Origin of the sequence: Microbacterium sp. PI-1, assembly GCF_004337555.1 — a bacterium.
Classification (GTDB): Bacteria; Actinomycetota; Actinomycetes; order Actinomycetales; family Microbacteriaceae; genus Microbacterium; species Microbacterium aurugineum.
This window is the reverse complement of the sequence record NZ_SJYZ01000036.1, coordinates 1-21,210: the sequence shown is the minus strand read 5'-3', so window position 1 is coordinate 21,210 and position 21,210 is coordinate 1. Positions and strand designations below refer to the sequence as shown.

The following is a 21,210-nucleotide window of genomic DNA, read 5'->3' as shown; positions in this document are numbered from 1 at the left end:
GGTGGGGAGCGGGGCGGGGGGCGAGAGTGTCGATCAGCGAGGTCATGATGCCGGGCATGTCGACCGAGGGGTCGATCATCCACTGCAGCTGGAGGCCGTCCGACGCGGCCTGGATGATCCGCGCCAGCGTCTCGGGGTCGAGCGCCGGACGCTGCTCCTCGGTGGCGAAGCTCTCCGCGATCGTCCCGCGCAGGCGCTCGCTGCGCTCGAGGAAGTAGGCGTGGGCCGGATGCTCGGGATCGGCGGCATCCACGGACAACCGGGAGAAGAGGGCGACGAGCCCCGGCACCTGCGTGTTGTGGCGGATGACCTCGAGGAAGCCGTCGCGGGCTCCGGCGGCCCCGGCGACGGAGGGATCCAGGCCGTCGTGCTCGTCGCGCTTGCGGAGCACCTCGGTGAAGAGCTCCTCCTTCGAGCCGAAGTAGTGCAGCAGAGCGGCGGGGGTCACACCGACCACCTCGGCGATCTCCTTGAGCGAGGCGTTCTGATACCCCTTGCGCCCGATCACGTCGAGGGCGCTCTCCAGGATCTCCTCGCGTCGCGCGACGCCCTTCGCGTATGAACCTCGTCGAACCATGATCACGAGCGTAATCCTGAATGTTGTTTGAAATCTAATACTGAATCACGTAAGGTTTTCGCAAGACATCGCTGTCCCCGCGAAAGGAAGACCATGACCGAGATCTCGGCATCCGACCTCACCCTCGAGGAGAAGGCATCGCTCACCAGCGGCGCGGACTTCTGGACCACGAAAGCCGTCGATCGGGTCGGCATCCCCTCGGTGATGATGACCGACGGTCCTCACGGTCTCCGCAAGCAGGCGGGCAGCACCGACCACCTCGGCCTCGCCGGCAGCGTTCCCGCCACATGCTTCCCACCCGCCGTCGGCATCGGCTCCTCCTTCGACCCCGAACTCATCGAGCGGGTCGGTGCGGCGATCGGTGTCGAGGCCGCGATCGAGGACGTCGCCGTCGTGCTCGGACCGGGCATCAACATCAAGCGCTCGCCGCTGTGCGGACGAAACTTCGAGTACTTCTCCGAGGACCCGATCGTCTCCGGAGTGCTCGGGGTCGCCTCGGTCCGAGGCATCCAGTCGCAAGGGGTCGGCACCTCGCTCAAGCACTTCGCGGCGAACAACCAGGAGTTCGACCGGATGCGGGCGAGCTCCGACGTCGACCCCCGTCCGCTTCGCGAGATCTACCTGCGCGGATTCGAGCGTGTCGTGAAGGACGCGTCGCCCTGGACCGTCATGTGCTCGTACAACAAGCTCAACGGGGTCTGGACCTCGGAGGATCCCTGGCTGCTCACCAGCGTGCTCCGTGATGACTGGGGCTTCGACGGTCTGGTCGTCTCGGATTGGGGCGCGGTGAACGATCGCGTCGTCGGTGTCGCTGCGGGCCTCGACCTGGAGATGCCTGCCTCCGGCGGACGCACGGACGCGCAGCTCGTCGCCGCGGTGCGCGCGGGAACCCTCGACGAGAGTGTGCTCGACACCGCAGCCGACCGCGCGATCGACCTCGTTCGCAAGGCGGGCGCGCGCCCGGTCGCGGAGGGCCCCCTCGATGTCGACGCGCACCATGCACTCGCCCGCGAAGCCGCAGGACGGTCGATCGTTCTGCTGAAGAACGATGACGCACTGCTGCCTCTGCAGAAAGACCAGAAGGTCGCCGTGATCGGTGCCTTCGCGACCGAACCCCGTTTCCAAGGGGCGGGTTCATCGCTGATCAATCCCACCCGGATCGACAAGGCGCTGGACGAGATACGCGCCTTCGGCGGGGAGCAGGTCACGTACGCGCCCGGTTTCGCGGTCGAGGGCGGCGCCATCGCGGCAGAGGGACGGTCGGCTGATGACCTCCGCGCCGAGGCTGTCGACGCGGCGGGCTCCGCCGACGTTGCCGTGCTCTTCCTCGGTCTGCCTGCCGCGGAGGAGTCGGAGGGTTTCGATCGCGAGCACATCGACCTTCCTGCGGCGCAACTCGCGGTGCTCGATGCCGTGCTCGAGGCGAACCCTCGCGTGGTGGTGGTGCTGTCCAACGGCGGAGTGGTGGCGCTTCCCTTCGCGGACCGTGTGCCGACCATCGTCGAGAGCTGGCTGCTGGGGCAGGCCGGAGGTGGCGCTGTGGCCAACGTGCTCTACGGTGTCGTCAACCCCTCCGGCAAGCTCACCGAGACCGTGCCCGTGCGACTGGAGGACAACCCCTCCTACGGCAACTTCCCGGGAGAGTTCGGGCACGTGCGCTACGGCGAAGGGCTGCTCGTCGGCTACCGCTGGTACGACGCGAAACGCCTGGATGTCACCTACCCGTTCGGCCACGGGCTCTCGTACACGACGTTCGAGTACGGCCCCGCGACGGCCGAGGTCGGCACGGACGGCGACATCACCGTGAGGGTCGAGATCACGAACTCCGGCGACCGCGACGGTCGTGAGGTCGTGCAGGTCTACGTCGCCCCTGCGCAGTCGATCGTGCAGCGGGCGCCTCGTGAGCTCAAGGCGTTCGCGTCCGTCGCCCTCGGCGCAGGGGAGGCGCGTGTCGTCGAGCTCACCGTCCGGCGCGAGGACCTGGCCTACTGGGACGTGCGCATCGATGGCTGGATCGTCGAGGGCGGCACCTACACGGTCGATGTCGCTGCGTCGAGCCGCGACCTCCGCTCGACCGTCTCGGTCGAGATCGTGGGCGACCCGGTGCATCAGGAGCTGACCATGAACTCCTCGGTCGGCGATCTGATGTCCCACCCGGTCGCCGGGCCGATCGTGCAGCAGGCCCTCGGTGGCTTGATGGGTGGTGGCGATGCGGCTGCTGCGTCGATGATGCCGAACGACGACGCGATGCAGAAGATGATGGCGTCGTTCCCGATCGGCCGCCTCGCCGGATTCCCCGGGCTGCCCGTCACGTTCGAGCAGATCGAGCAGCTGGTGGCTGCGGCGAACGCCGGGGAGTGAGCCGCGGGACGGTCCACGGCGATGATGCCCGCTCGCTCAGGGTGACTCCTCGGAGGGGGCGGGGACTCCCGCGCGAGCACCTGCGCCGCGCATGATGCGCGCGACGGCCGTAATGAGGAACAGCTGTCCCGTGATCGCCTCTGCGACGGCGACCGCCTGCGACGTCGCGGTGGAGGGGACGAGGTTGCCGTAGCCGGTGGTCGTGAGCGTCGTGAACGAGAAGAAGAGCTGGTTGGCGAGCGAGTCGTCGTCCGTGCCGTCGAAGATCGAGGCGGGGGAGACGAGGGAGAGCAGGTTGAAGGCGAACGTGAAGAAGAGGCCGACGAAGACGTAGGCCGTGATGGCTGCCAGGAGCGCTTCGAGGTTGAGCCCACGCCGCTTCACCTGGTGACCGATGATCGCGACCGGCGCCACGAGGAGCGCGACCATGGTCGCGGCCGAGAACACGATGTCGAGTACGTGCCCGCCCGCGCTGCTGAGCGCCGTGATGATCGTCGCGAGCCCGGCCGCCGACAGGATCACCCAGGCCACGTGCTGGATCACCGGCGGTGTCCCGGTCACGCGGAACACGACGGCGACCGTCACGAGGATGACCAGGAACGCCCACGGGCTCGGATCCGTGGCGCGTTGTGCCGCGCACAAGGCGTAGGAGACGACGAGCAGCGCGAAGATGATCACGTATCCCGACACCCCGTCGAAGACGGTGCCGGACGTCGGCGTCGCACCCGTCTGAAACTCTCGCATCCCCGTCATGTCGCACCTCGCCCCCGTCTGTCGACGGCGCGGGAGCCGGAGGGCCGGAGGAGAGTCTCCGGGGCGGGTACGGGCGGCGTCGCACGCTCATCGTGACATCCGTGCGGACCGAGCGCTCGGCGAGTGTCACCCTTTCCGGGCGATGCGGGCGCCGGTTCGTGACAGCTCCGCATTCCGGTTATGATGGTGAGGTGCATCCGTGCTTTCGGGTCGGATGCCTGGAGACGTCGCATAGTCCGGCCGAGTGCACCACCCTGCTAAGGTGGAGTCCCCTCACGGGGACCAGGGGTTCAAATCCCCTCGTCTCCGCACTTTTTCCAGGGAGGGCATCCGCCCCCGCCACGCGTCCGGTCGTGTGCTGTGGGGCGATCCACGACTAACCTTCGGGAATGCGTACCTGGTTCCTTCGCGCTCGTGAGTCCTTCTGGTTCCTGCCGACGGTGTTCGGGGTGGCGGCGATCGCCCTCGCGATCGGACTGACCGAGCTCGACCGCCTGCTGCTCGCGAACGGCGACACCTCGGGTGCCCTCCTGGCGGATCTGTCCGCGACGGGCGGGCGCGCGATCCTCACTGTCATCGGCGGGACCATGCTCGGGGTGGCGGCGACATCCTTCTCGATCACGATCTCGGTGCTGGCCACGACGTCATCGGCCTATGGTCCCCGCCTGGTGCGGAACTTCATGGCGGACCGCGGGAACCAGTTCGTCCTCGCGGTCCTCACCTCGACGTTCCTCTACACGCTGGTGGTGCTGCGCGCGGTGCGGACCGAGCAGGACTCGATCTCTGCGTTCGTCCCCGTCACGGCAGTGACGTTCGCCGTCTTCCTGGCGATCGCCGACGTCGCGGTGCTCGTGTACTTCATCCACCACATCGCCAGGTCGGTCCAGGTGACCACCCTGCAGGGGCGGGTGCTGAGGGAGCTCGTCGAGGTCATCGACCTCCTCTATCCCGACGCGTCGGACCGTGACACGGTGACGACGGAACCGGATGACCTCATCGTCCACGAGGAGTTCTTCGCCACCGCCTCGGGCTATGTGCAGTACGTCGACTTCGAGGACCTCGTCGCTTTCGCACGCGCGCATCAGGTCGTCGTCCGCATAGCCACGCCGCCGGGAACCCACGTGCTGGAGGGCCAGGTGATCGCTCAGTCTCTGGTTTCCCGGAATCAGGGGCGGGACGAGAGCACGGAGAAGGCGGCGTCGAAGGCGATCACGTCCGCGATCGCCGTCGGAGCAGCGCGCACTCCCCACCAGGACCTCGGTTTCGCCGTTCAGGGGCTGACCGAGATCGGCGTCCGCGGGCTCGCAGCGGGAACCAACGACCCCTACACGGCGGTGGCTGCGATCGATGCGCTGAGCTCGGCCCTCGTGACCCTCTGCGGCCGTCCGGCGGCAGACGGAAGGTATCCCGGCGACGACGGCGAACTGCGGGTCGTCTGCCGCTGGCCGTCTCCCATCGAGCTGATCGCCGACGCGCTTCTGGCCCTTCGCACGTACGGGATGAACCACCCGCTCGTCGTGCGTGCGGGCGTCGGGCTCCTCGAACGGCTGGAGGCAGCGATGACCGGGGGAGATCGTCTGCGGTTGCGGGATGAGATCGCCGCGTTCCGCTCGGCCTACGTCGCCACGGATCCGCCGCCGACCGATGCCGCCCCCGTGCTCGAGCGGCTGGACGACACCGTCCGCCACCTGCCCTGACGACCTGACGGCGGTGTGGGTCAGGAGCGTCGATCGTTTCGATGCCAGAGGCGATCCAGGAACCTCTTGGCCCTCCGGAACACCGTGTCTTCGCGCGGTGAGAGCGTCTCGCCTCGGCGGAGACGGGTGCCGCGTTCGATCGTGATCTCGCGCGACCGTTCGGTCCGGTCGACCCCGGTGGACTCGCGGAGGGGGAGCTGCAACTCCGATTCCGCCTTCTGCCCGGCCTGGAGCTGCCTCCCGCGTTCGAGTTCCGCGTTGAACTCGGCGCCGATCAGCAGAGCCACGTTGATGACGAACAACCACAGGAGGAAGACCACGACCCCGGCGAGCGAGCCGAACGTCCGGTTGTAGTCGGCGAAGTTCGACACGTAGATGAAGAGGCCGGCAGAGGCGAGGGAGAGCACCCCGACGGCGAACGCGGCACCCAGACCCAACCACCGAAGCGGCGGCTGCTTCAGATTGGAGGTGCCCTTGTAGAGCAGGGTGACCATCAAGACGACGGCTGTGGCCAGGACCGGCCACTTCACGACGTTCCAGACGCCCAGAGCCGTGTCGCCGATGCCCAGAGCATGTCCGGCCGCACGCGCGACGGGCCCGGAGAGGACGACCACCCCGACGACCACCAGCGCGAGGGCGAGGAGCACGACGGTGACGCCGAGCTGCCAGGGCTTGCGCTTCCAGTACGGTCGCCCTTCCGGGACGCCGTAGATCCGGTTCAGTATCCGACCGAATCCGCTCACATAGATCGAGGCGGACCACACGGCGGTGACGACGGCCACGATCAAGGTGATGCCCGCAGCGGACGTGCCTGCCGCATCGGTCAACGGTGCACGAAGCGTGTCGGTCACGGCCGGGGGCGCGACCTCGGAGAGGAGCGTGAGCAGCCGATCGAGCACCTCGTCCGTATCCGCGAGCACTCCGACCAGCGCCATCACCGCCAGCCCCGCCGGGAAGACCGAGAGGACGGCGAAGAAGGTCAGGGCGGCCGCCGCGTCCACGCACCCGTCGCGAACGAACTCCTGGACCGCGCGACGCCCGATGTACGTCCAGGTCTGCCGTCGAATCTGCAGAGGAGTCGAAGGCTTCGCTCGATCTGCTGCTCCCGTGTCCCACATGTCTCTCACGCTACGCCGCCGGGAGGTGTCGAGCGGAAACCCCTTGCGCTACAGCAGCGGCAAGGATCGCGCCACACCGATCGGCTCGACCGGGGTGTTCTCGTCCGCGACGCCGAACCTGACGAGGGACTGAGGGGCGGAGCGGTAGTCCGGCGGCACGGTGTCGAGTCCGGCTGCGTCGAGGAGGACGAACTCTGCTGCCGAGCCCACGATGCTCAGGGTGCCCACGGGGAGGCAATCGATGATCAGCTGGAACTCCCGCTCGTGCGGGTACACCCTCGAACCGGTGATCGACCAGGCCGTGAACTCGTTGGCGGTCCGTGTGCACAGCCAGTTCTGCTGCGCGACATCCTTCACCCGAAGCAGGGCGGTGTTGCCGCGGAGGCGCGAGGATTGACGCAGTTCGAGGAGCACGCCGACCGATCCGCCCAGCACATCGACGATGACCCGGGTGATCTGGGCATCGATGAGAGCGTCGGGCGTCAGGAAGGGGTTCTCCGCGTCCGGGAGCGCCGGAAGTCCGGATGGGATGCCGATCAGCAGATCATTCGCGTTCATGCCCCGTCGCTCTTCCCAGAGGTCCCCAATATGTTGAGATTACGCGACGCGCTTTCGCGAACTCTGTACACGGAGTGTGAACCGGTGTCCCCCTCGGGTAGTCTCGCCCGCATGGCCACCGCAGCGACGCAGACCCATAAACGCGAAGCCTTCAGCTCGCGCAACGTGTTCATCCTCTCGGCGATCGGATCGGCGGTCGGCCTCGGCAACATCTGGCGCTTCCCCTACGTCGCCTACGAAGGCGGTGGCGGAGCGTTCCTCATCCCCTATCTGTGCGCGCTCCTCACGGCAGGCATCCCGCTGCTGTTCTTCGACTACGCGATCGGCCACCGCTTCCGCGGGTCGGCACCGCTGGCGTTCCGACGGATGCACCGTGCGGCCGAGCCTCTCGGATGGTGGCAGGTCCTCATCTGCGTCGTGATCGCGGTGTACTACGCCGTCATCGTCGCCTGGGCCGCGATGTACACGTGGTTCTCCGCCCAGCTCACCTGGGGTGCGGGCAACGAGAATGATTTCTTCTTCATCGACTTCCTCCGCTCGGCCGATGTCGCCGAGGTGGGCGTATCGACCGACTTCGTGCCGCAGGTGGGCATCCCCCTGGTCGCGGCTTGGCTGATCGTCATCGTGATCATGGCGTTCGGAGTGAAACGCGGTATAGGCCGGGCGAACATGATCCTGATGCCTCTGCTCACCCTCATGTTCGCGACTCTCGTGGTGCAGTCCCTCTTCCTTCCGGGTGCGATGGAGGGTCTGAACGCGTTCTTCACTCCGAACTGGGAGGCCCTGGCCGATCCTGGCGTCTGGGCCACCGCGTACGGCCACATCTTCTTCTCACTGTCCGTCGCATTCGGCATCATGGTGACGTACTCCTCGTACCTGAAGCGCAAGACCGATCTCACCGGCTCGGGACTCGTCGTCGCTTTCGCGAACTCCGGTTTCGAGATCCTCGCCGGGATCGGCGTCTTCGCGGCTCTCGGCTTCATGGCGCAGGCGCAGAGCACGGAGGTAGCCGGTGTCGCCTCCTCCGGCATCGGACTCGCCTTCATCGCCTTCCCGACGATCGTGTCGCAGGCGACAGGCGGGTCGATCATCGGCGTCCTGTTCTTCGGCGCCCTCGTCTTCGCCGGTATCACCTCGCTGATCTCGATCCTCGAAGTGATCGTGGCCGCGCTGCAGGACAAGCTCGGCTGGGCTCGGGTGCGTACCACGCTCACGGTCACGATCCCTCTGGCGATCATCTCGATGGCGCTCTTCTCGACGACCACGGCCTTGTCGGTCCTCGACACGGCGGATGCCTTCGTCAACTCCTTCGGCATCATGGCGGTCGCGCTGGTGGCCGTGATCGTCGTGGCCTGGCTGCTGCACAAGCTGCCGGTGCTGGCGGAGCACCTGAACCGGCGTTCGAGCTTCCGGGTAGGGACGATCTGGAAGGTGCTCGTGGGCATCCTGGCGCCGGTGGTGCTCGGGTACCTCTTCATCAGCGAGCTCATCGCCAAGACGTCTGAGCCCTACAGTGGCTACCCTGCCTGGTTCCTCGCGATCTTCGGCTGGGGGATGGTCGTCGCCCTGGTCGTGCTGGCGCTGATCCTCTCGGCTCTGCCGTGGAGCGGGCGTTCGCATGCGAAGGACGATCCCGAGTACGACGAATTCCTTTCGAAGGAAGAATACGAACCCGATGCGGAGACTTCGGCGATCCCGCTGATCGACACGACCACGAAGGGAACCGGCGCATGACCACGACGGCGATTGTCATGATGATCATCGCGATGGTCACGGTCTGGGGCGGCTTGGTCGCCGGGATCGTGAACCTCGCTCGTCACCCGGAAGAAGCCGAGACGGAGCCCGCTCCGCCCGTCGAGCTCTGAGCGGGAGATGACCGCATCCGACCGCAGAAGTCGGGTGCGGGTGTCGGACCTCGATGCAAGACTGGGCACACGACCCAGGGAGGCACGTCATGGCGGCGATCGACCCGAAGAAGACGCTCGATGCGTACCAGGCGAAACGGGGTGAGTTCCGTGTCGTCGAGGTTCCCCCTCTGCAGTATCTGGCGATCGATGGAGCGGGGGATCCGAACACGGCTCCTGCGTACGCCGAAGCCGTCTCCGCACTGTTCCCGGTGGCGTACACGCTCAAGTTCGCCAGCCGGAAGGAACTCGGCATCGACACCGTGGTGATGCCACTCGAAGGACTCTGGCATGCGCCCGACATGGAGTCGTTCACCTCTCGTCGCGACAAGTCGGCGTGGCTGTGGACGATGATGATCATGGTCGGCGACCACATCACCGCGGAGATGTTCACCGACGCCGTGGAGGCCGTGGCGCAGAAGGCGGCGAAGAAGAAGGAGCCGTTGCCCGCACTCGGAGGCGTGCGACTGGAGACCCTCGACGAAGGAATCTGTGTGCAGACCCTGCACCTCGGCCCCTTCGATGACGAGGGTCCCGTGCTCGACGATCTCCATCACCGCTTCATCCCCGAGAACGGGCTGCGGATGCGAGGGCGGCACCATGAGATCTATCTGAGCGATCCGCGTCGCAGCGATCCGGCGAAGCTGCGCACGATCCTCCGGCAGCCGGTGGCACCGACCACCTGACGCCCGCACGACTGCGTCGTGAAATCAAGCCTCTTCTGGCGGTGTGCCGTGACGGATACTCTTCATCGATGAGCACGGTCAAGCACGCCGCACGGGTCGCCAAGGATTCCTCCGCCTTCCGAAGGATCGCGCGCGCAGGCTTCGTGGTGCTCGGGCTGATCCACGTCGTCCTCGGCTCCATCGCCATCTCCATCGCCGCGGGCGCATCCGGTGACGCGGATCAGGACGGAGCGATGGAGCAGATCCGTCAGAATCCCGTGGGAGGGTTGCTGCTGGTGCTCATCGCCGTGGGGCTGTTCGCCCTGGCGGCCTGGCAGGTCGCGAGTGCCTTCCTCGCGAGCGATCCCGCCGAGACGAAGAAGTGGGGTCAGCGGATCAAGCTCGTCGGCATCTCCCTCGCCTACCTCGTCGTCGGAGGCATGGCGTTCATCTACGCGGTGGGTGGCCACGCCGACTCGGAGAAGGCGTCGAAGACCCTCAGCGCGGTCGTGCTGGCGGCCCCCGGGGGAGTGGCACTGCTCGTCGTCATCGGCCTGTCCGTCTCGGGAGTCGGGGTCGGCTTCATCGTCGGCGGGTTCACCCGCGGGTTCGAGAAGCTGCTCGACCTCCCCTCCGGAGTCGCCCGCGGCGGCATCGTCACGCTCGGCGTCATCGGGTACTTCGGCAAGGGCATCGCCGTCGGGGTGACCGGGGTGCTCTTCGTGGTGGCGGCCGTGACGCAGGATCCGGAGAAGGGAGCGGGGTTGGACGCTGCTCTGCACAGCCTGCTGGTGCTGCCGTTCGGGCCCGTCCTCCTCGGTGCCGTCGGGGTGGGGCTGGCGGTCTACGGGGTGTTCTGCATCGCCCGCGCGCGGTTCGCCCGCATGTGAGTCCGCGTATCTCGTCGCCGGCCGCTCAGGCGGTCGCAGGTTTCTCGCTCCACACGAGCAGGAACGCGCCGAGAGCGATCATGAGCCCGCCTCCGGTCGCGCCCATCGCTTCGATTCGCCGCGGAGAGCGGCCGAACCACCCGCGCGCCGCACTGGCGAGAAGCACCCACACCGCGTCGCAGGTCACACCGATCGCCACGACGATCACACCGAGCACGAAGAGCTGGGCGGGCACCGACCCGGCCTGCAGGTCGACGAACTGGGGCAGGATCGCGAGGAAGAACGCGATCGACTTCGGGTTGGTGACGCCGACCACGAACCCTTCGAGGAGCAGACGCCATCCGGAGCGTCTCGCCTGCTCCGCGACGAGAGCTCGCGCCGCGTCCTTCCGGTGGCGGATCGCCTGGACGCCGAGGTAGACGAGGTACCCGGCGCCGAGCACCTTGATGATCGTGAACAGCAGGACCGATTGCGCGATGACGGTGCCGACACCGAGTGCGACGCCGACGACGAGCACGATCGAGCCGGCGGCTGTCCCGAGGATGCTGAGGAACCCGCCCATCCGCCCGAGCGACATCGCCCGTCCGATCGTGAACAGCACGGTGGGGCCCGGGATCACCACCATCACGAACGCCGCCGCGATGAGGGCGAGCAGTGTGTCGGGGGCGATCATGGGTCGAGCCTAGAGGGGCGGACGTCCGCGGTCGAGCGATCGTGCGGGCCCACGCCTGTCGTGCAGGTGGGAAACTGGAACGATGAGCGTTTCTTCCGGCGTCGACGTGATCGCCCCCCTGAGTGAGGACGAGGTGCGGCGAATCCGTGAGGACTTCCCGATCCTGCACACACAGGTGCAGGGGCATCCCCTGGTGTACCTCGATTCCGGGGCGACCGCGCAGCGCCCGTTCGCGGTGCTCGACGCCGAGCGCGAGTTCTCGACCACTCTGAACTCCGCCGTGCACCGCGGCGCTCACACCCTGGCAGCAGAGGCGACGGAGCTGTTCGAAGAGGCCCGCGGCACGATCGCACGGTTCGTGGGGGCGGACGAGGACGAGATCGTCTGGACGTCGAATGCGACGGAGGCGATCAACCTCATCGCGTACTCACTCTCGAACGCGTCACTCGGGCGTGGGGGAGCGGCGGCCGAACGATTCCGCCTCCGCGAGGGAGACGAGATCGTCACCACCGAGATGGAGCACCACGCGAACCTCATCCCGTGGCAGGAACTCGCCGCGCGGACCGGGGCGACGCTGAAGGTCATCCCGCTCGACGACGATGGCGCGCTGCGGCTCGACGTCGCCGCCGACCTGATCACCGCACGCACGAAGCTCGTGGCGTTCACGCACGTCTCGAACGTGCTCGGCGTGATCAATCCGGTCGAGACCCTCGTCGCCGCGGCCCGCCAGGTCGGCGCGCTGACCGTGCTCGATGCGTGCCAGTCGGCGCCGCATCTCCCGCTCGACGTGCGGGCGCTCGACGTCGACTTCGCCGTGCTGTCCGGGCACAAGATGCTCGGCCCCACCGGGATCGGCGCGCTCTACGGTCGGCGCGAGGTGCTGGCCGCGATGCCGCCATTCCTCACTGGCGGGTCCATGATCACCACGGTGACGACGACGGAGGCCGAATACCTTCCGCCGCCGCAGCGGTTCGAGGCGGGCACGCAACGGGTGTCGCAGGCCATCGCGCTCGCCGCGGCCGTGGACTATCTGACCGAGGTGGGGATGTCGCGCATCGCCGCGCACGAGGCCGCGTTCGGTCGGCGCCTCGTCGACGGTCTGGGGGCGATCAACGGGGTCCGCGTGCTCGGCACCGACATCGATCTCCCGCGCGTGGGCCTGGCGAGCTTCGACGTCGCCGGCATCCACTCCCACGATGTGGGGCAGTTCCTCGACGACCGCGGGATCGCCGTGCGGGTCGGGCACCACTGTGCGCAGCCGCTGCATCGGCGCCTCGGAGTGACCTCGTCCACGCGGGCGAGTACCTACCTGTACACGACCGATGCCGAGGTGGACGCCGTGATCGAGGGCGTCGCCGGAGCGATCGACTTCTTCCGGAGGGGCGTATGAGCGACCTGCAGAACCTGTACCAGGAGCTGATCCTGGACCACTCACGCACTCCGCACGGATACGGTCTGCGTGACGAGATCGCGGCGCAGTCGCACCAGCTGAACCCGACGTGCGGTGACGAGATCACGCTGCAAGTGCATCGTGCTCCCGACGGCGGCGTCGAGGCGATCGCGTGGGAAGGGCACGGATGCGCCATCTCCCAGGCGTCGGCGTCCCTGCTCGCCGAGCTCGCCGAGGGGCTGACCGTCGCGGAGCTCGAAGTGCGGATCACCGCGTTCCGCGAGGCGATGAGGTCGCGGGGGAAGATCGAACCGGACGAGGAGCTGCTCGGAGATGCGGCCGCTCTCGGAGGGGTGTCGAAGTACGTGGCCCGCGTGAAGTGCGCCATGCTCGCCTGGGTCGCCGCGGAGGACGCGCTCACACGCGGGTGAGGTGCAGGATGGACGCATGCCTCTGCAGCTGAGTCCTCTGCCCGCCGAACGCTTCGAGGAGTGGCGCAGCGCGGCCAGGCAACGGGTCATCGACGGCAACCGGGCGTCGGGGTACCGGATCGGCGCGGACGCGGTCGACTTCGCGGACGCGTTCTTCGCGGAGCTGCTGCCGGACGGCCTCGCGACCCCGACCGTGCGGATCCTGCGCATCGTGGACGAGCACGAACGCGAGCTCGGCACCTTCTGGCTCGCGGTCGGCGAACACAAGCTCTTCCTTCTCGAGCTCGCCGTCGAGGAGCCCCTCTCCGATGCCCGGAACGATGATGTGCTCGCGCAGATCCTGGCGATCGCGAGGGACCGGGGCGTGGCGCGGATCAGCGCACCGCTGTTCCCGCACGACGCGGCGGGTCACGCTCTCCTGGAGGGGCGCGGGTTCGAGGTGGCGTCGATCCAGATGGTCCTCGAGCCGTTGCCGGTGCGGGAGGTTCCCGTGCACGTGGACGTCGTGCCCATGACGGCCGAGCGGTTCCCCCGGTTCGTCGCCGCCTCGGAGAAGGGGTTCGCCGATGATCTCGTCGCCTCCGGCCGATACTCGCCCGAGGAAGCGGCGGCCGAATCGCATCGCCAGCTGGTCGCGGAGCTTCCGGAGGGAGTGGAGACGAAGGGGCAGGCACTGTTCACCGCCTCGGTGGACGGTGCGGAGGTCGGGATCCTCTGGCTCGGCATGCGCGTCCGTGACGGTCGCCCTCATGCTTTCGTGCTCCACATCGAGGTCGACACCGCTGAGCGTCGCAAGGGATACGGGCGTGCGCTGATGCACGCCGCCGAACGCGAGGCCCGCCGGCTCGGTGCGGACTCCATCGGGCTGCACGTCTTCGGCTTCAACACCGGCGCGATCGACCTGTACGAGCAGCTCGGCTATCGCCGCACGGAGGAGAGCCTGCTTCGGGAGCTCTGAGGTCCTCAGCGGAGGACGCGACGGGAATAGTCACGCGCGAGCTGCGTTGGGCCGAACATGACAACTCTCGGAATCATCGGTGCAGGACACATCGGCAGCCAGGTCGCCCGGGTGGCGGTGGCGAACGGCTATGACGTCGTGATCGCGAACTCGCGCGGGCCGGAGACCCTCGCCGACCTCGTCGCCGAGCTCGGACCGCGGGCGAAGGCGGCCACCGCGGAGGATGCCGCCGCCGCAGCGGACATCGCGGTCGTGACCGTGCCGCTCCATGCGATCGACAAGCTCCCGGCCGAGCAGCTGGCAGGCAAGATCGTGCTCGACACCAACAACTACTACTTCGAGCGCGACGGGCGCATCGAGGCCCTCGACAAGGGAGAGACCACGACGTCGGAGCTCGTGCAGCGCGCGCTCCCGACGTCGAAGATCGCGAAGGCGTTCAACCACATCTACGCGTCCGAGATCACCGCGGACGGCACGCCGGCCGGGACCGCTGATCGACGCGCGCTGGCCACGGCCGGTGACGACGCGGAGGCCGTCGCGTTCGTGACGCGCTTCTACGACGAGGCCGGCTTCGACACGGTCAACGTCGGGCCGCTCAGCGAGTCGTGGCGGGTCGAGCGCGATCGTCCCGCGTATGTCGTGCGGCAGAACGCCGCGGAGCTGACCGCGAACATCGCCGCCGCCAACCGGCTGCCCTGATCGGATCCCGGGCGGGCGTGGGGGTGCATCGCGCACTCGTCGTGCCCGCTCGGGGCGCGCACGGCCGGGCGTGTTGGGATACCAAAAAGTTGATGATCCGACCCCGGAGTGCGAGAATGCCCAGATGGCGGGGGCTGTGGGGGGAAACGGTGAACTCGAGTCGGTGAGGGTCACGAGGATTCTCCGTGACGACATCGTGCTCGGGCGGCGCGCCCCCGGCTCCCGGCTCGTGGAGCGCGACATCGCGGCTGAGCTGAACGTGTCCCGCCTTCCCGTCCGCGAGGCCATCCGCACGCTGGTCGCCGAAGGGGTCGTCGTCGCCCGCCCCCGCACCTGGGCCGTCGTGCGCGAGTTCACGCGACGTGACATCCAGGACTTCGCTGAGGTGCGCGAGGCCATCGAGACGCTGATCTTCGTCTTCGCGGCGGAGCGGCACGACGAGGCCGGCATCGTCCGGATGCGCGGCGCCTATGAGCGCGAGCTCGCTGCCGCCGAAGCAGATGACGCCGAGGCCGCGAGGATCGCCGCAGCGGAGTTCCACGAGATCGCGGTCGAGCTGGCCGGGAACGAGATGTTCGGGGAACTCATCGCGGTGTTCCTCACGCGTCTGAGGTGGCTCTTCGGTCAGCACGACGACCTCCTCGCGATGGCCGACGAGCATCGCATCATCCTGGAAACCATGACGGCTCGTGACACGGCAGCGCTCCGCCGCATCATCCCGGCGCACCTCGCCAGCGGCCAGGCCGCCGCGGAACGCCGCCTCGCGCGCAGCAGCGACCTGATGGTCTGATCGCGACGACGGTCGGCCGCGCGAAGTCAGGGGCACCGGCGACGGCATCGGTTGTATATTGGTTCGATCGGAGTCGGTCCGGAAATGTTGCGCTGTTCTGGGGAGCGAGATGCGGAATCTTGCTGTCGCGGTCGGATGCCTGTTGCTGCTCGGCGGAGTGGTCGTCGTGGCGCTCGCCGACCAGGAGCGTGCAGCCGCCGTCGATGCCGTCAAGGCGGAGATCGTGAGAGTCGAGCGTGCTCTGGATGAGTCTCAGGGCGAGAATCTGGAGCTCGCTGAGAAGCTCACCGCCCTCCGCTCGCAGATCGCCGAGCAGGATGGCGAGATCGCGGACACCACGGGGTTCCTGCCGTGATCCGCCGGATGCTGGCGGTCGTGGTCGCGATGACGGTGATGCTGTCCGCCGGGGTGCTCGCGCGGGCGAACGCGCTCGACCAGGAACGCGCGGTGGCGGTGGCCGAGCTGAGCTCCCTCACCCGGGAATACCACGAGACGACCCAGCGCACCGACTATCTCGACGGGGCGGTCGATCGCGCCGAGCGGGACACCGCGGAACGCGCGGCGGTGCTCGCCGTCCGCCCGGCCTTCGTGACCGAGCTCACCGCCTTCGCCGCCGCTCTGGACGGGGCACGCGGGGTGGTCGACACGGCCGCGCACCGGGCCGCTGCCCTCTCCGCCCAGCAGACGGTGCTGGCCGAGAAGGTGAACCCGGACACGGTGACGGCGGCGACCGCGACGGTGAACGCACTGACGGAGAAGGTCGGCACCGAGGTTCAAGCCGCACAGGCCGCACTCGCCGCGCAGAGCGCCGGACCGGGAGGGCCGGCCTGGACCTCGAGCGGTCCCGGCGGTTACGCCCGGGTGCGGGCTGCACTGGACCTCGTCGGGGGTGGCGGGGTCGGGTTGTACGAGTCCTCGTCGTGCGCGGGCGGGAGCGCGCCGGCATGTGCCAACAGCAACGGGTACATCAAGTACCGCGCCGACATCGCCAACTGGAGCTCGGGGCGATTGAACTGGGCGATGGCGCACGAGCTCGCGCACATCTACCAGTTCCGGGTCTGGGGTGCGCTGACGTCGTCGGGTGCCTATGCTTCGATGTTCGGCGGCGACCCGGAGTTCCTGGCCAACTGCATGGCCGCCGTCCGGGGCTATCCGGGCTCGGTCGGCTGCAACGGCGAGCAGCAGGCCTGGGCGTCAGGGATCTGGGTCGGAGCGGTCCGCTGAGGCGTCCTCACGCCACCGGGGTGGTCGTGTCGACCGCGTCCCGCAGGGGGCGCCGCATCACTCGCCAATAGGACGACGGCAGGATCCGCACGAGGACGTCGATCAGGCGCGCCTCGCGTCCGACCATCGTCCTCGCCGCCCGCCGCTCGGTGGCCCGGACGATGCGGGCGGCGGCCTCCGCGGGCTCCGTGTGGTACATCGCGGCCTGCGCGGCGGCGGCACGGGCGGCGACGGCGGGGTCGATGGCCGCGGCGTAACGTCCGTGCAGGATGATCCCGGTGCGTACGCCCGAGGGGTAGACCGCGCCGACGCTCACCGACGTGCCTTCGAGCTCGTGCCGCAGAGCCTCGGAGAAGGCCCGCACGGCGAACTTGCTCATGGCGTAGGGGATGCGTCCGGCCGGGGAGGCCAGAGCGTAGACGCTGGCGAGATGGGTGATGTGCGCCGCGGGTGCCGCGCGCAGCGCCGGCAGCAGCGCCTTGGTGATCGAGACCGTGCCCCAGAGGTTCACATCCGTGAGCCAGCGCATCTCCTCCATCGTGAGCTGGTCGAGGTTGCCGAGCATCGACGACCCGGCGCACGTGATCAGTGCATTGATCCGCGGGTGTGCGTCGCCGATCGCGGCGGCGGCGGTGAACACGGCCTGATCGTCGCGGAGGTCGACGACGTGGGTCGTCACCCGGCTGTCGTGAAGCTCTCCGGCGATCGCCTCGAGCGCTGCGGCATCGTGGTCGATCAGGGCCAGGTGCGCTCCCCGTGCGGCGAGCAGCCGGGCGATGTCGGCGCCCATCCCGTTCGCGGCTCCGGTGATCACCGTGGTGCTGCCGACGAGATCGAGGTGTCTCATGTGTCTCCTGCGGGCGCGACCCGGGTGCGAACCCGCGGATGTCGGATGGGTGGGGCAAGCTGATTCCGAACCATTCTGGCCGACACCGGGCCGTAGTGATACCGGTACGCTCAAGGAGAGGAGGTACCGGTGGGACGGACAGCGGATGCCATCGCCGAAGGCGTCGCGATCGCGACCGCTGCCGCGCGCCTCGCCGTGAAGAACCACATCCTCATCGGCACCATCGCGGAAGACGGCGTCTTCGACATGGACAAGTACATCGACGATGCGCGCGAGGCGCTGCGGGCGATGGCCGAGGAGTCCGAGGAGGCCGCCGCCACCGTCACCGCCTTGCGAAAGCGGGCGAGGGGGAGGCACTCCGATCCGGTGGGCACGCACGACTATCGTGACCGCGACGTCCGCAACCTCCGGCGCCGGGCGAAGCAGTCCACCGGGGTGGCCGAGCGCCTGCGCGAGATGATGCAGGATCGCGACAGCCTCGCGCAGATCGTGGAAGAGGCCAGGGATGCCGCCTGGGCCGATGTGCGGCACAACCTCGACCGCCGGTTGCGGGTCGAGGGCATGCGCCCCGACCATGATCCCGACTACGGGCGAATGCGTGAAGCCCGCATGCAAGCGCTGCGACTCGTCGATCTGCAGGCACTCTCCTCGGAGCAGAGAGCGAAGGCGAAGCGTCGGAAAAAACAGCAGAAAGCTGCGGCGGCCGGGGACTGAGGTCCCGTTTCGCTTTCGCGTCTGGACTGTTGTAGGCTGTTCCACGGCCCGCTGAGCGGGCTGGGCGCCCGTAGCTCAATGGATAGAGCATCTGACTACGGATCAGAAGGTTAGGGGTTCGAGTCCCTTCGGGCGCACACTGTGTTGAGACAGTACAGAAGGTCCCCGTCGCGAGAGCGGCGGGGACCTTCTGCTGTTCCGGGCCGTCGATCCGGTCAGAGCAGGCTCGTGATCGCGGGATCGCGGCGCGCGACCTCCGCGGACGTCGACACGATCGCCTTCCGCATCGCTGCCACGGCGATCGCCGGAGTGACGTCCGAACGGTGGGCCAGGCTGACCGTCCGCGTCATCATGGGGTGCGAGAGTCGCACCGACCGCAGTCCCGGCCGATCGAAGAGGACCATCGCCGGCACCACGGCGACGCCGAGGCCGCGCTCGACGAAGCGGAGCGCCGTGTCCATCTCCGCCCCTTCCAGCACGGGGTGAGGCGTCAGGCCGGCCTCACGGAAGGCGGCATCCGTCGTCGCGCGCAGTTCGTAGCTCTCGCCGAAGGTGATGAGGGGGAGAGCGGCCAGCCGTTCCAGGTCGATGGCAGGTCCATCCGTCAGCGGCGGCTCCGCAGCCGAGGACACCACGACGAGCTCCTCCGCGAGCAGCGGCATCCTGGTCAGGCTCACGCCGGCCGGGGGAAGACCGTCGGACGCGGTGATGAGCGCGATGTCGACGGCGCCGACGGCGAGCTGTTCGACCAGGAGCCGTGAGCCGCTCTCGGTCAGGTGCAGGTCGACATCGGGGTAGGCGGCGTGGAACGAGCTGACGGCCTCGGCGACGAGGCTGATACACAGGGTGGGCGGGGCCCCGAGCCGCACGCGTCCGCGGCGGAGCCCCGCCAGCTCGCCCATCTCGTCGCGGATGGCATCGGCATCGGCGAGCATGCGCTGCGCGCGGGGGAGGAGCGTCTCTCCGGCGGCGGTGAGCGAGATGTGGCCCCGTGCCCGGTGGAACAACTCGGCGCCGAGCTCACGTTCGAGGGTGGAGATCTGACGACTCAACGACGGCTGTGCCAGGTGCAGGTGCTCGGAGGCGCGGGTGAAGTGTCCGAGACGCGCGACCTCGACGAACCCGCGGAGTTGCTCGAGGTTCATGACCATAGTCTACGCGTATCGTTTCCAGTGAGACTATGCATTGGAGTTATTAGGATCACCTAATTAGCGTGGATCCCATGGCTACGCGCGAACGTCAGATATCCACCACCGTCCTCGTCATCGGTACCGGCGGATCGGGGCTGCGAGCGGCGATCGAGATCGCCGAGCACGGCGTCGATGTGCTCGCCGTCGGCAAACGGCCGCGGCAGGATGCGCACACGTCCCTCGCCGCCGGCGGCATCAACGCGGCGCTCGGGACCATGGATGCGGACGACAGCTGGCAGCAGCACGCGGCCGACACCATCAAGGAGAGCTACCTGCTCGCGAATCCGCACACCGTCGAGATCGTGACGCAGGGCGCGGAGCGCGGCATCCGTGACCTGGAGCGCTGGGGCATGGACTTCGCCCGCGAAGACGATGGGCGTATCTCGCAGCGGTTCTTCGGTGCGCACACCTTCCGTCGCACGGCCTTCGCCGGCGACTACACGGGCCTCGAGATCCAGCGCACGCTCGTGCGCAAGGCCGAGCAACTCGACGTGCCCATCCTCGACCACGTCTACATCACCCGCTTGCTCGTGCGCGACAACGTGGTGTTCGGTGCCTACGGATTCGATCAGGCCGATGGCACCCGCTACCTGATCCACGCGGACGCCGTGATCCTGGCGGCCGGTGGCCACAACCGCATCTGGCGGCGCACCTCATCCCGCCGCGATGAGAACACCGGCGACTCGTTCCGTCTCGCGGTGGATGCGGGTGCCCGACTGCGCGACCCCGAACTCGTGCAGTTCCACCCGTCCGGCATCATCGAGCCGGAGAGTGCTGCGGGAACCCTGATCTCGGAGGCGGCCCGCGGGGAGGGCGGGATCCTGCGCAACGCCCTCGGCGAGCGGTTCATGGCGAAGTACGACCCCGAGCGGATGGAGCTGTCGACCCGTGACCGCGTCGCGCTCGCGGCCTACACCGAGATCAAGGAAGGCCGAGGCACGGAGAACGGCGGTGTGTGGCTCGACGTGTCGCACCTGCCCCGCGAGACGATTATGACCCGGCTCCCCCGCGTCTACCAGACGATGATGGAACTGCAGATGCTCGATATCACGACCGATCCGATCGAGATCGCCCCCACGGCGCACTACTCGATGGGTGGCGTCTGGGTGCGACCGGAAGACCACCAGACCGATGTCGACGGGCTCTACGCGATCGGTGAGGCCTCGAGCGGACTGCACGGCGCGAACCGACTCGGCGGCAATTCCCTCATCGAGCTGCTCGTGTACGGCCGCATCGTCGGTCAGGCGGCCATGGAGCATGCGGCGGGCCTCGATGCCCAGCGCCGCTCGGCGACGGCAGTGGCCGAGGCGCGTGCCGAGATCGACGACCTCCTCGCCGCGGAGGGGCGCGAGAACGTCCGGGCGCTGCAACGCGCGATCCGCAACCTCATGACCGAGTACGCGGGGGTCGTGCGTTCCGAGGAAGGGCTGCTCGCCGGACTCGCCGACCTCGACATGATCGAAGGGCGGATGGAGGACATCGGGATCCACCCGGACATCGCGGGGTTCCAGGACCTCGCCCACGCCTTCGACCTCAAGGCGTCGGCGCTCGCCGCCCGGGCCACCCTCGAAGCGGCGCTGGAGCGTCGGGAGACACGCGGATGCCACAACCGCAGCGACTTCCCCGACACCGACCCCACGCTGCAGGTGAACCTGGTGTGGTCGCCGACCGCCGGCGTCACCCGCGAGGAGATCCCGGAGGTCGCACCCGAGATCGCCGAACTCATGCGCGAGGTCGACACTGAGGGCAAGCTCGTCGAGTAGTCCGCCCA

General features: G+C 68.2%; 22 protein-coding genes and 2 tRNA genes. 17 read left to right on the top strand and 7 right to left on the bottom strand.

The window, feature by feature from the left end; all coding sequences use genetic code 11:
* A partial coding sequence (locus tag E0W80_RS18020) for a TetR/AcrR family transcriptional regulator (RefSeq protein WP_131494400.1) occupies positions 1 to 577 on the bottom strand: 577 nt, incomplete at its 3' end.
* Positions 578 to 670: 93 nt separating this feature from the next.
* Here E0W80_RS18020 and E0W80_RS18015 point away from each other — a divergent pair.
* Positions 671 to 2,938: a glycoside hydrolase family 3 C-terminal domain-containing protein gene (locus E0W80_RS18015; RefSeq protein ID WP_131494399.1), complete on the top strand. Its 2,268-nt coding sequence runs from the start codon at positions 671 to 673 to the stop codon at positions 2,936 to 2,938.
* A gap of 36 nt (positions 2,939 to 2,974) precedes the next feature.
* On the opposite strand, the gene E0W80_RS18010 is transcribed toward E0W80_RS18015, so the two are convergent.
* Entirely contained in the window at positions 2,975 to 3,691 is a 717-nt protein-coding gene (locus E0W80_RS18010; protein WP_131494398.1) for an ion channel, read from the bottom strand.
* 220 nt (positions 3,692 to 3,911) lie between these two features.
* On the opposite strand from E0W80_RS18010, the gene E0W80_RS18005 reads away from it, so the two are divergent.
* Both E0W80_RS18005 and E0W80_RS18000 read left to right on the top strand, forming a co-directional pair.
* A tRNA-Ser gene (locus E0W80_RS18005) sits at positions 3,912 to 4,000 on the top strand.
* Positions 4,001 to 4,080: 80 nt separating this feature from the next.
* Positions 4,081 to 5,388: a DUF2254 domain-containing protein gene (locus E0W80_RS18000; RefSeq protein WP_131494397.1), complete on the top strand. Its 1,308-nt coding sequence runs from the start codon at positions 4,081 to 4,083 to the stop codon at positions 5,386 to 5,388.
* Positions 5,389 to 5,408: 20 nt separating this feature from the next.
* On the opposite strand, the gene E0W80_RS17995 is transcribed toward E0W80_RS18000, so the two are convergent.
* Positions 5,409 to 6,506, bottom strand: a complete 1,098-nt coding sequence (locus tag E0W80_RS17995; protein ID WP_131494396.1) for a YihY/virulence factor BrkB family protein — start codon at positions 6,504 to 6,506, stop codon at positions 5,409 to 5,411.
* 48 nt (positions 6,507 to 6,554) lie between these two features.
* Entirely contained in the window at positions 6,555 to 7,064 is a 510-nt protein-coding gene (locus E0W80_RS17990; protein WP_131494395.1) for a hypothetical protein, read from the bottom strand.
* A gap of 111 nt (positions 7,065 to 7,175) precedes the next feature.
* Between E0W80_RS17990 and E0W80_RS17985 the strand changes: the two genes are divergently transcribed.
* The 4 genes from E0W80_RS17985 to E0W80_RS17970 all read left to right on the top strand — a co-directional run bounded on the left by E0W80_RS17985 (position 7,176) and on the right by E0W80_RS17970 (position 10,523).
* A complete protein-coding gene (locus tag E0W80_RS17985) occupies positions 7,176 to 8,798 on the top strand; it encodes a sodium-dependent transporter (protein ID WP_131494394.1) in 1,623 nt (540 codons plus the stop codon).
* Positions 8,795 to 8,929 (top strand): methionine/alanine import family NSS transporter small subunit, encoded by a 135-nt coding sequence (locus E0W80_RS17980; RefSeq protein ID WP_081996931.1) that lies wholly within the window; start codon positions 8,795 to 8,797, stop codon positions 8,927 to 8,929. Before E0W80_RS17985 ends, E0W80_RS17980 begins: the two co-directional genes overlap by 4 nt.
* Before the next feature lie 89 nt (positions 8,930 to 9,018).
* On the top strand, positions 9,019 to 9,654 hold the full coding sequence (locus E0W80_RS17975; RefSeq protein WP_131494393.1) for a GyrI-like domain-containing protein: 636 nt from the start codon (positions 9,019 to 9,021) through the stop codon (positions 9,652 to 9,654).
* Between the two features lie 68 nt (positions 9,655 to 9,722).
* Positions 9,723 to 10,523 carry a DUF1206 domain-containing protein gene (locus tag E0W80_RS17970; RefSeq protein ID WP_131494392.1) on the top strand — a complete coding sequence of 267 codons (801 nt, stop codon included), beginning with the start codon at positions 9,723 to 9,725 and terminating at the stop codon, positions 10,521 to 10,523.
* Positions 10,524 to 10,548: 25 nt separating this feature from the next.
* Here the strand turns inward: E0W80_RS17970 and E0W80_RS17965 are convergent, their stop codons facing one another.
* Positions 10,549 to 11,196, bottom strand: a complete 648-nt coding sequence (locus tag E0W80_RS17965; RefSeq protein ID WP_131494391.1) for a LysE family translocator — start codon at positions 11,194 to 11,196, stop codon at positions 10,549 to 10,551.
* Positions 11,197 to 11,278: 82 nt separating this feature from the next.
* Between E0W80_RS17965 and E0W80_RS17960 the strand changes: the two genes are divergently transcribed.
* The 7 genes from E0W80_RS17960 (at position 11,279) to E0W80_RS17930 (ending at position 16,688) form a co-directional block, all read left to right on the top strand.
* The gene (locus E0W80_RS17960) at positions 11,279 to 12,586 is read left to right on the top strand and encodes a cysteine desulfurase (protein ID WP_131494390.1); all 1,308 of its coding nucleotides are present in this window, start codon (positions 11,279 to 11,281) and stop codon (positions 12,584 to 12,586) included.
* Entirely contained in the window at positions 12,583 to 13,017 is a 435-nt protein-coding gene (gene sufU / locus E0W80_RS17955) for a Fe-S cluster assembly sulfur transfer protein SufU (RefSeq protein WP_131494389.1), read from the top strand. The genes E0W80_RS17960 and sufU overlap by 4 nt, the downstream gene beginning before the upstream one ends.
* Before the next feature lie 16 nt (positions 13,018 to 13,033).
* Positions 13,034 to 13,975 carry a GNAT family N-acetyltransferase gene (locus E0W80_RS17950; RefSeq protein ID WP_131494388.1) on the top strand — a complete coding sequence of 314 codons (942 nt, stop codon included), beginning with the start codon at positions 13,034 to 13,036 and terminating at the stop codon, positions 13,973 to 13,975.
* Between the two features lie 57 nt (positions 13,976 to 14,032).
* Positions 14,033 to 14,674: an NAD(P)-binding domain-containing protein gene (locus E0W80_RS17945; RefSeq protein WP_131494387.1), complete on the top strand. Its 642-nt coding sequence runs from the start codon at positions 14,033 to 14,035 to the stop codon at positions 14,672 to 14,674.
* A gap of 124 nt (positions 14,675 to 14,798) precedes the next feature.
* Positions 14,799 to 15,464: a GntR family transcriptional regulator gene (locus E0W80_RS17940; RefSeq protein ID WP_131494386.1), complete on the top strand. Its 666-nt coding sequence runs from the start codon at positions 14,799 to 14,801 to the stop codon at positions 15,462 to 15,464.
* 109 nt (positions 15,465 to 15,573) lie between these two features.
* Entirely contained in the window at positions 15,574 to 15,819 is a 246-nt protein-coding gene (locus E0W80_RS17935) for a hypothetical protein (RefSeq protein WP_047521232.1), read from the top strand.
* On the top strand, positions 15,816 to 16,688 hold the full coding sequence (locus E0W80_RS17930) for a hypothetical protein (protein WP_240740582.1): 873 nt from the start codon (positions 15,816 to 15,818) through the stop codon (positions 16,686 to 16,688). Before E0W80_RS17935 ends, E0W80_RS17930 begins: the two co-directional genes overlap by 4 nt.
* A gap of 7 nt (positions 16,689 to 16,695) precedes the next feature.
* Here E0W80_RS17930 and E0W80_RS17925 read toward each other — a convergent pair whose 3' ends face one another.
* On the bottom strand, positions 16,696 to 17,535 hold the full coding sequence (locus E0W80_RS17925; RefSeq protein WP_131494385.1) for an SDR family oxidoreductase: 840 nt from the start codon (positions 17,533 to 17,535) through the stop codon (positions 16,696 to 16,698).
* A gap of 129 nt (positions 17,536 to 17,664) precedes the next feature.
* On the opposite strand from E0W80_RS17925, the gene E0W80_RS17920 reads away from it, so the two are divergent.
* On the top strand, positions 17,665 to 18,249 hold the full coding sequence (locus tag E0W80_RS17920; RefSeq protein ID WP_047521226.1) for a hypothetical protein: 585 nt from the start codon (positions 17,665 to 17,667) through the stop codon (positions 18,247 to 18,249).
* A 64-nt stretch (positions 18,250 to 18,313) separates the two neighbouring features.
* Positions 18,314 to 18,386, top strand: a tRNA-Arg gene (locus tag E0W80_RS17915).
* A 78-nt stretch (positions 18,387 to 18,464) separates the two neighbouring features.
* Here E0W80_RS17915 and E0W80_RS17910 read toward each other — a convergent pair.
* Complete coding sequence (locus tag E0W80_RS17910; protein ID WP_052193365.1) at positions 18,465 to 19,400, bottom strand: LysR family transcriptional regulator; 936 nt, start codon at positions 19,398 to 19,400, stop codon at positions 18,465 to 18,467.
* A 71-nt stretch (positions 19,401 to 19,471) separates the two neighbouring features.
* Between E0W80_RS17910 and E0W80_RS17905 the strand changes: the two genes are divergently transcribed.
* Entirely contained in the window at positions 19,472 to 21,202 is a 1,731-nt protein-coding gene (locus tag E0W80_RS17905; RefSeq protein WP_131494384.1) for an FAD-binding protein, read from the top strand.
* Positions 21,203 to 21,210: the final 8 nt, after the last annotated feature.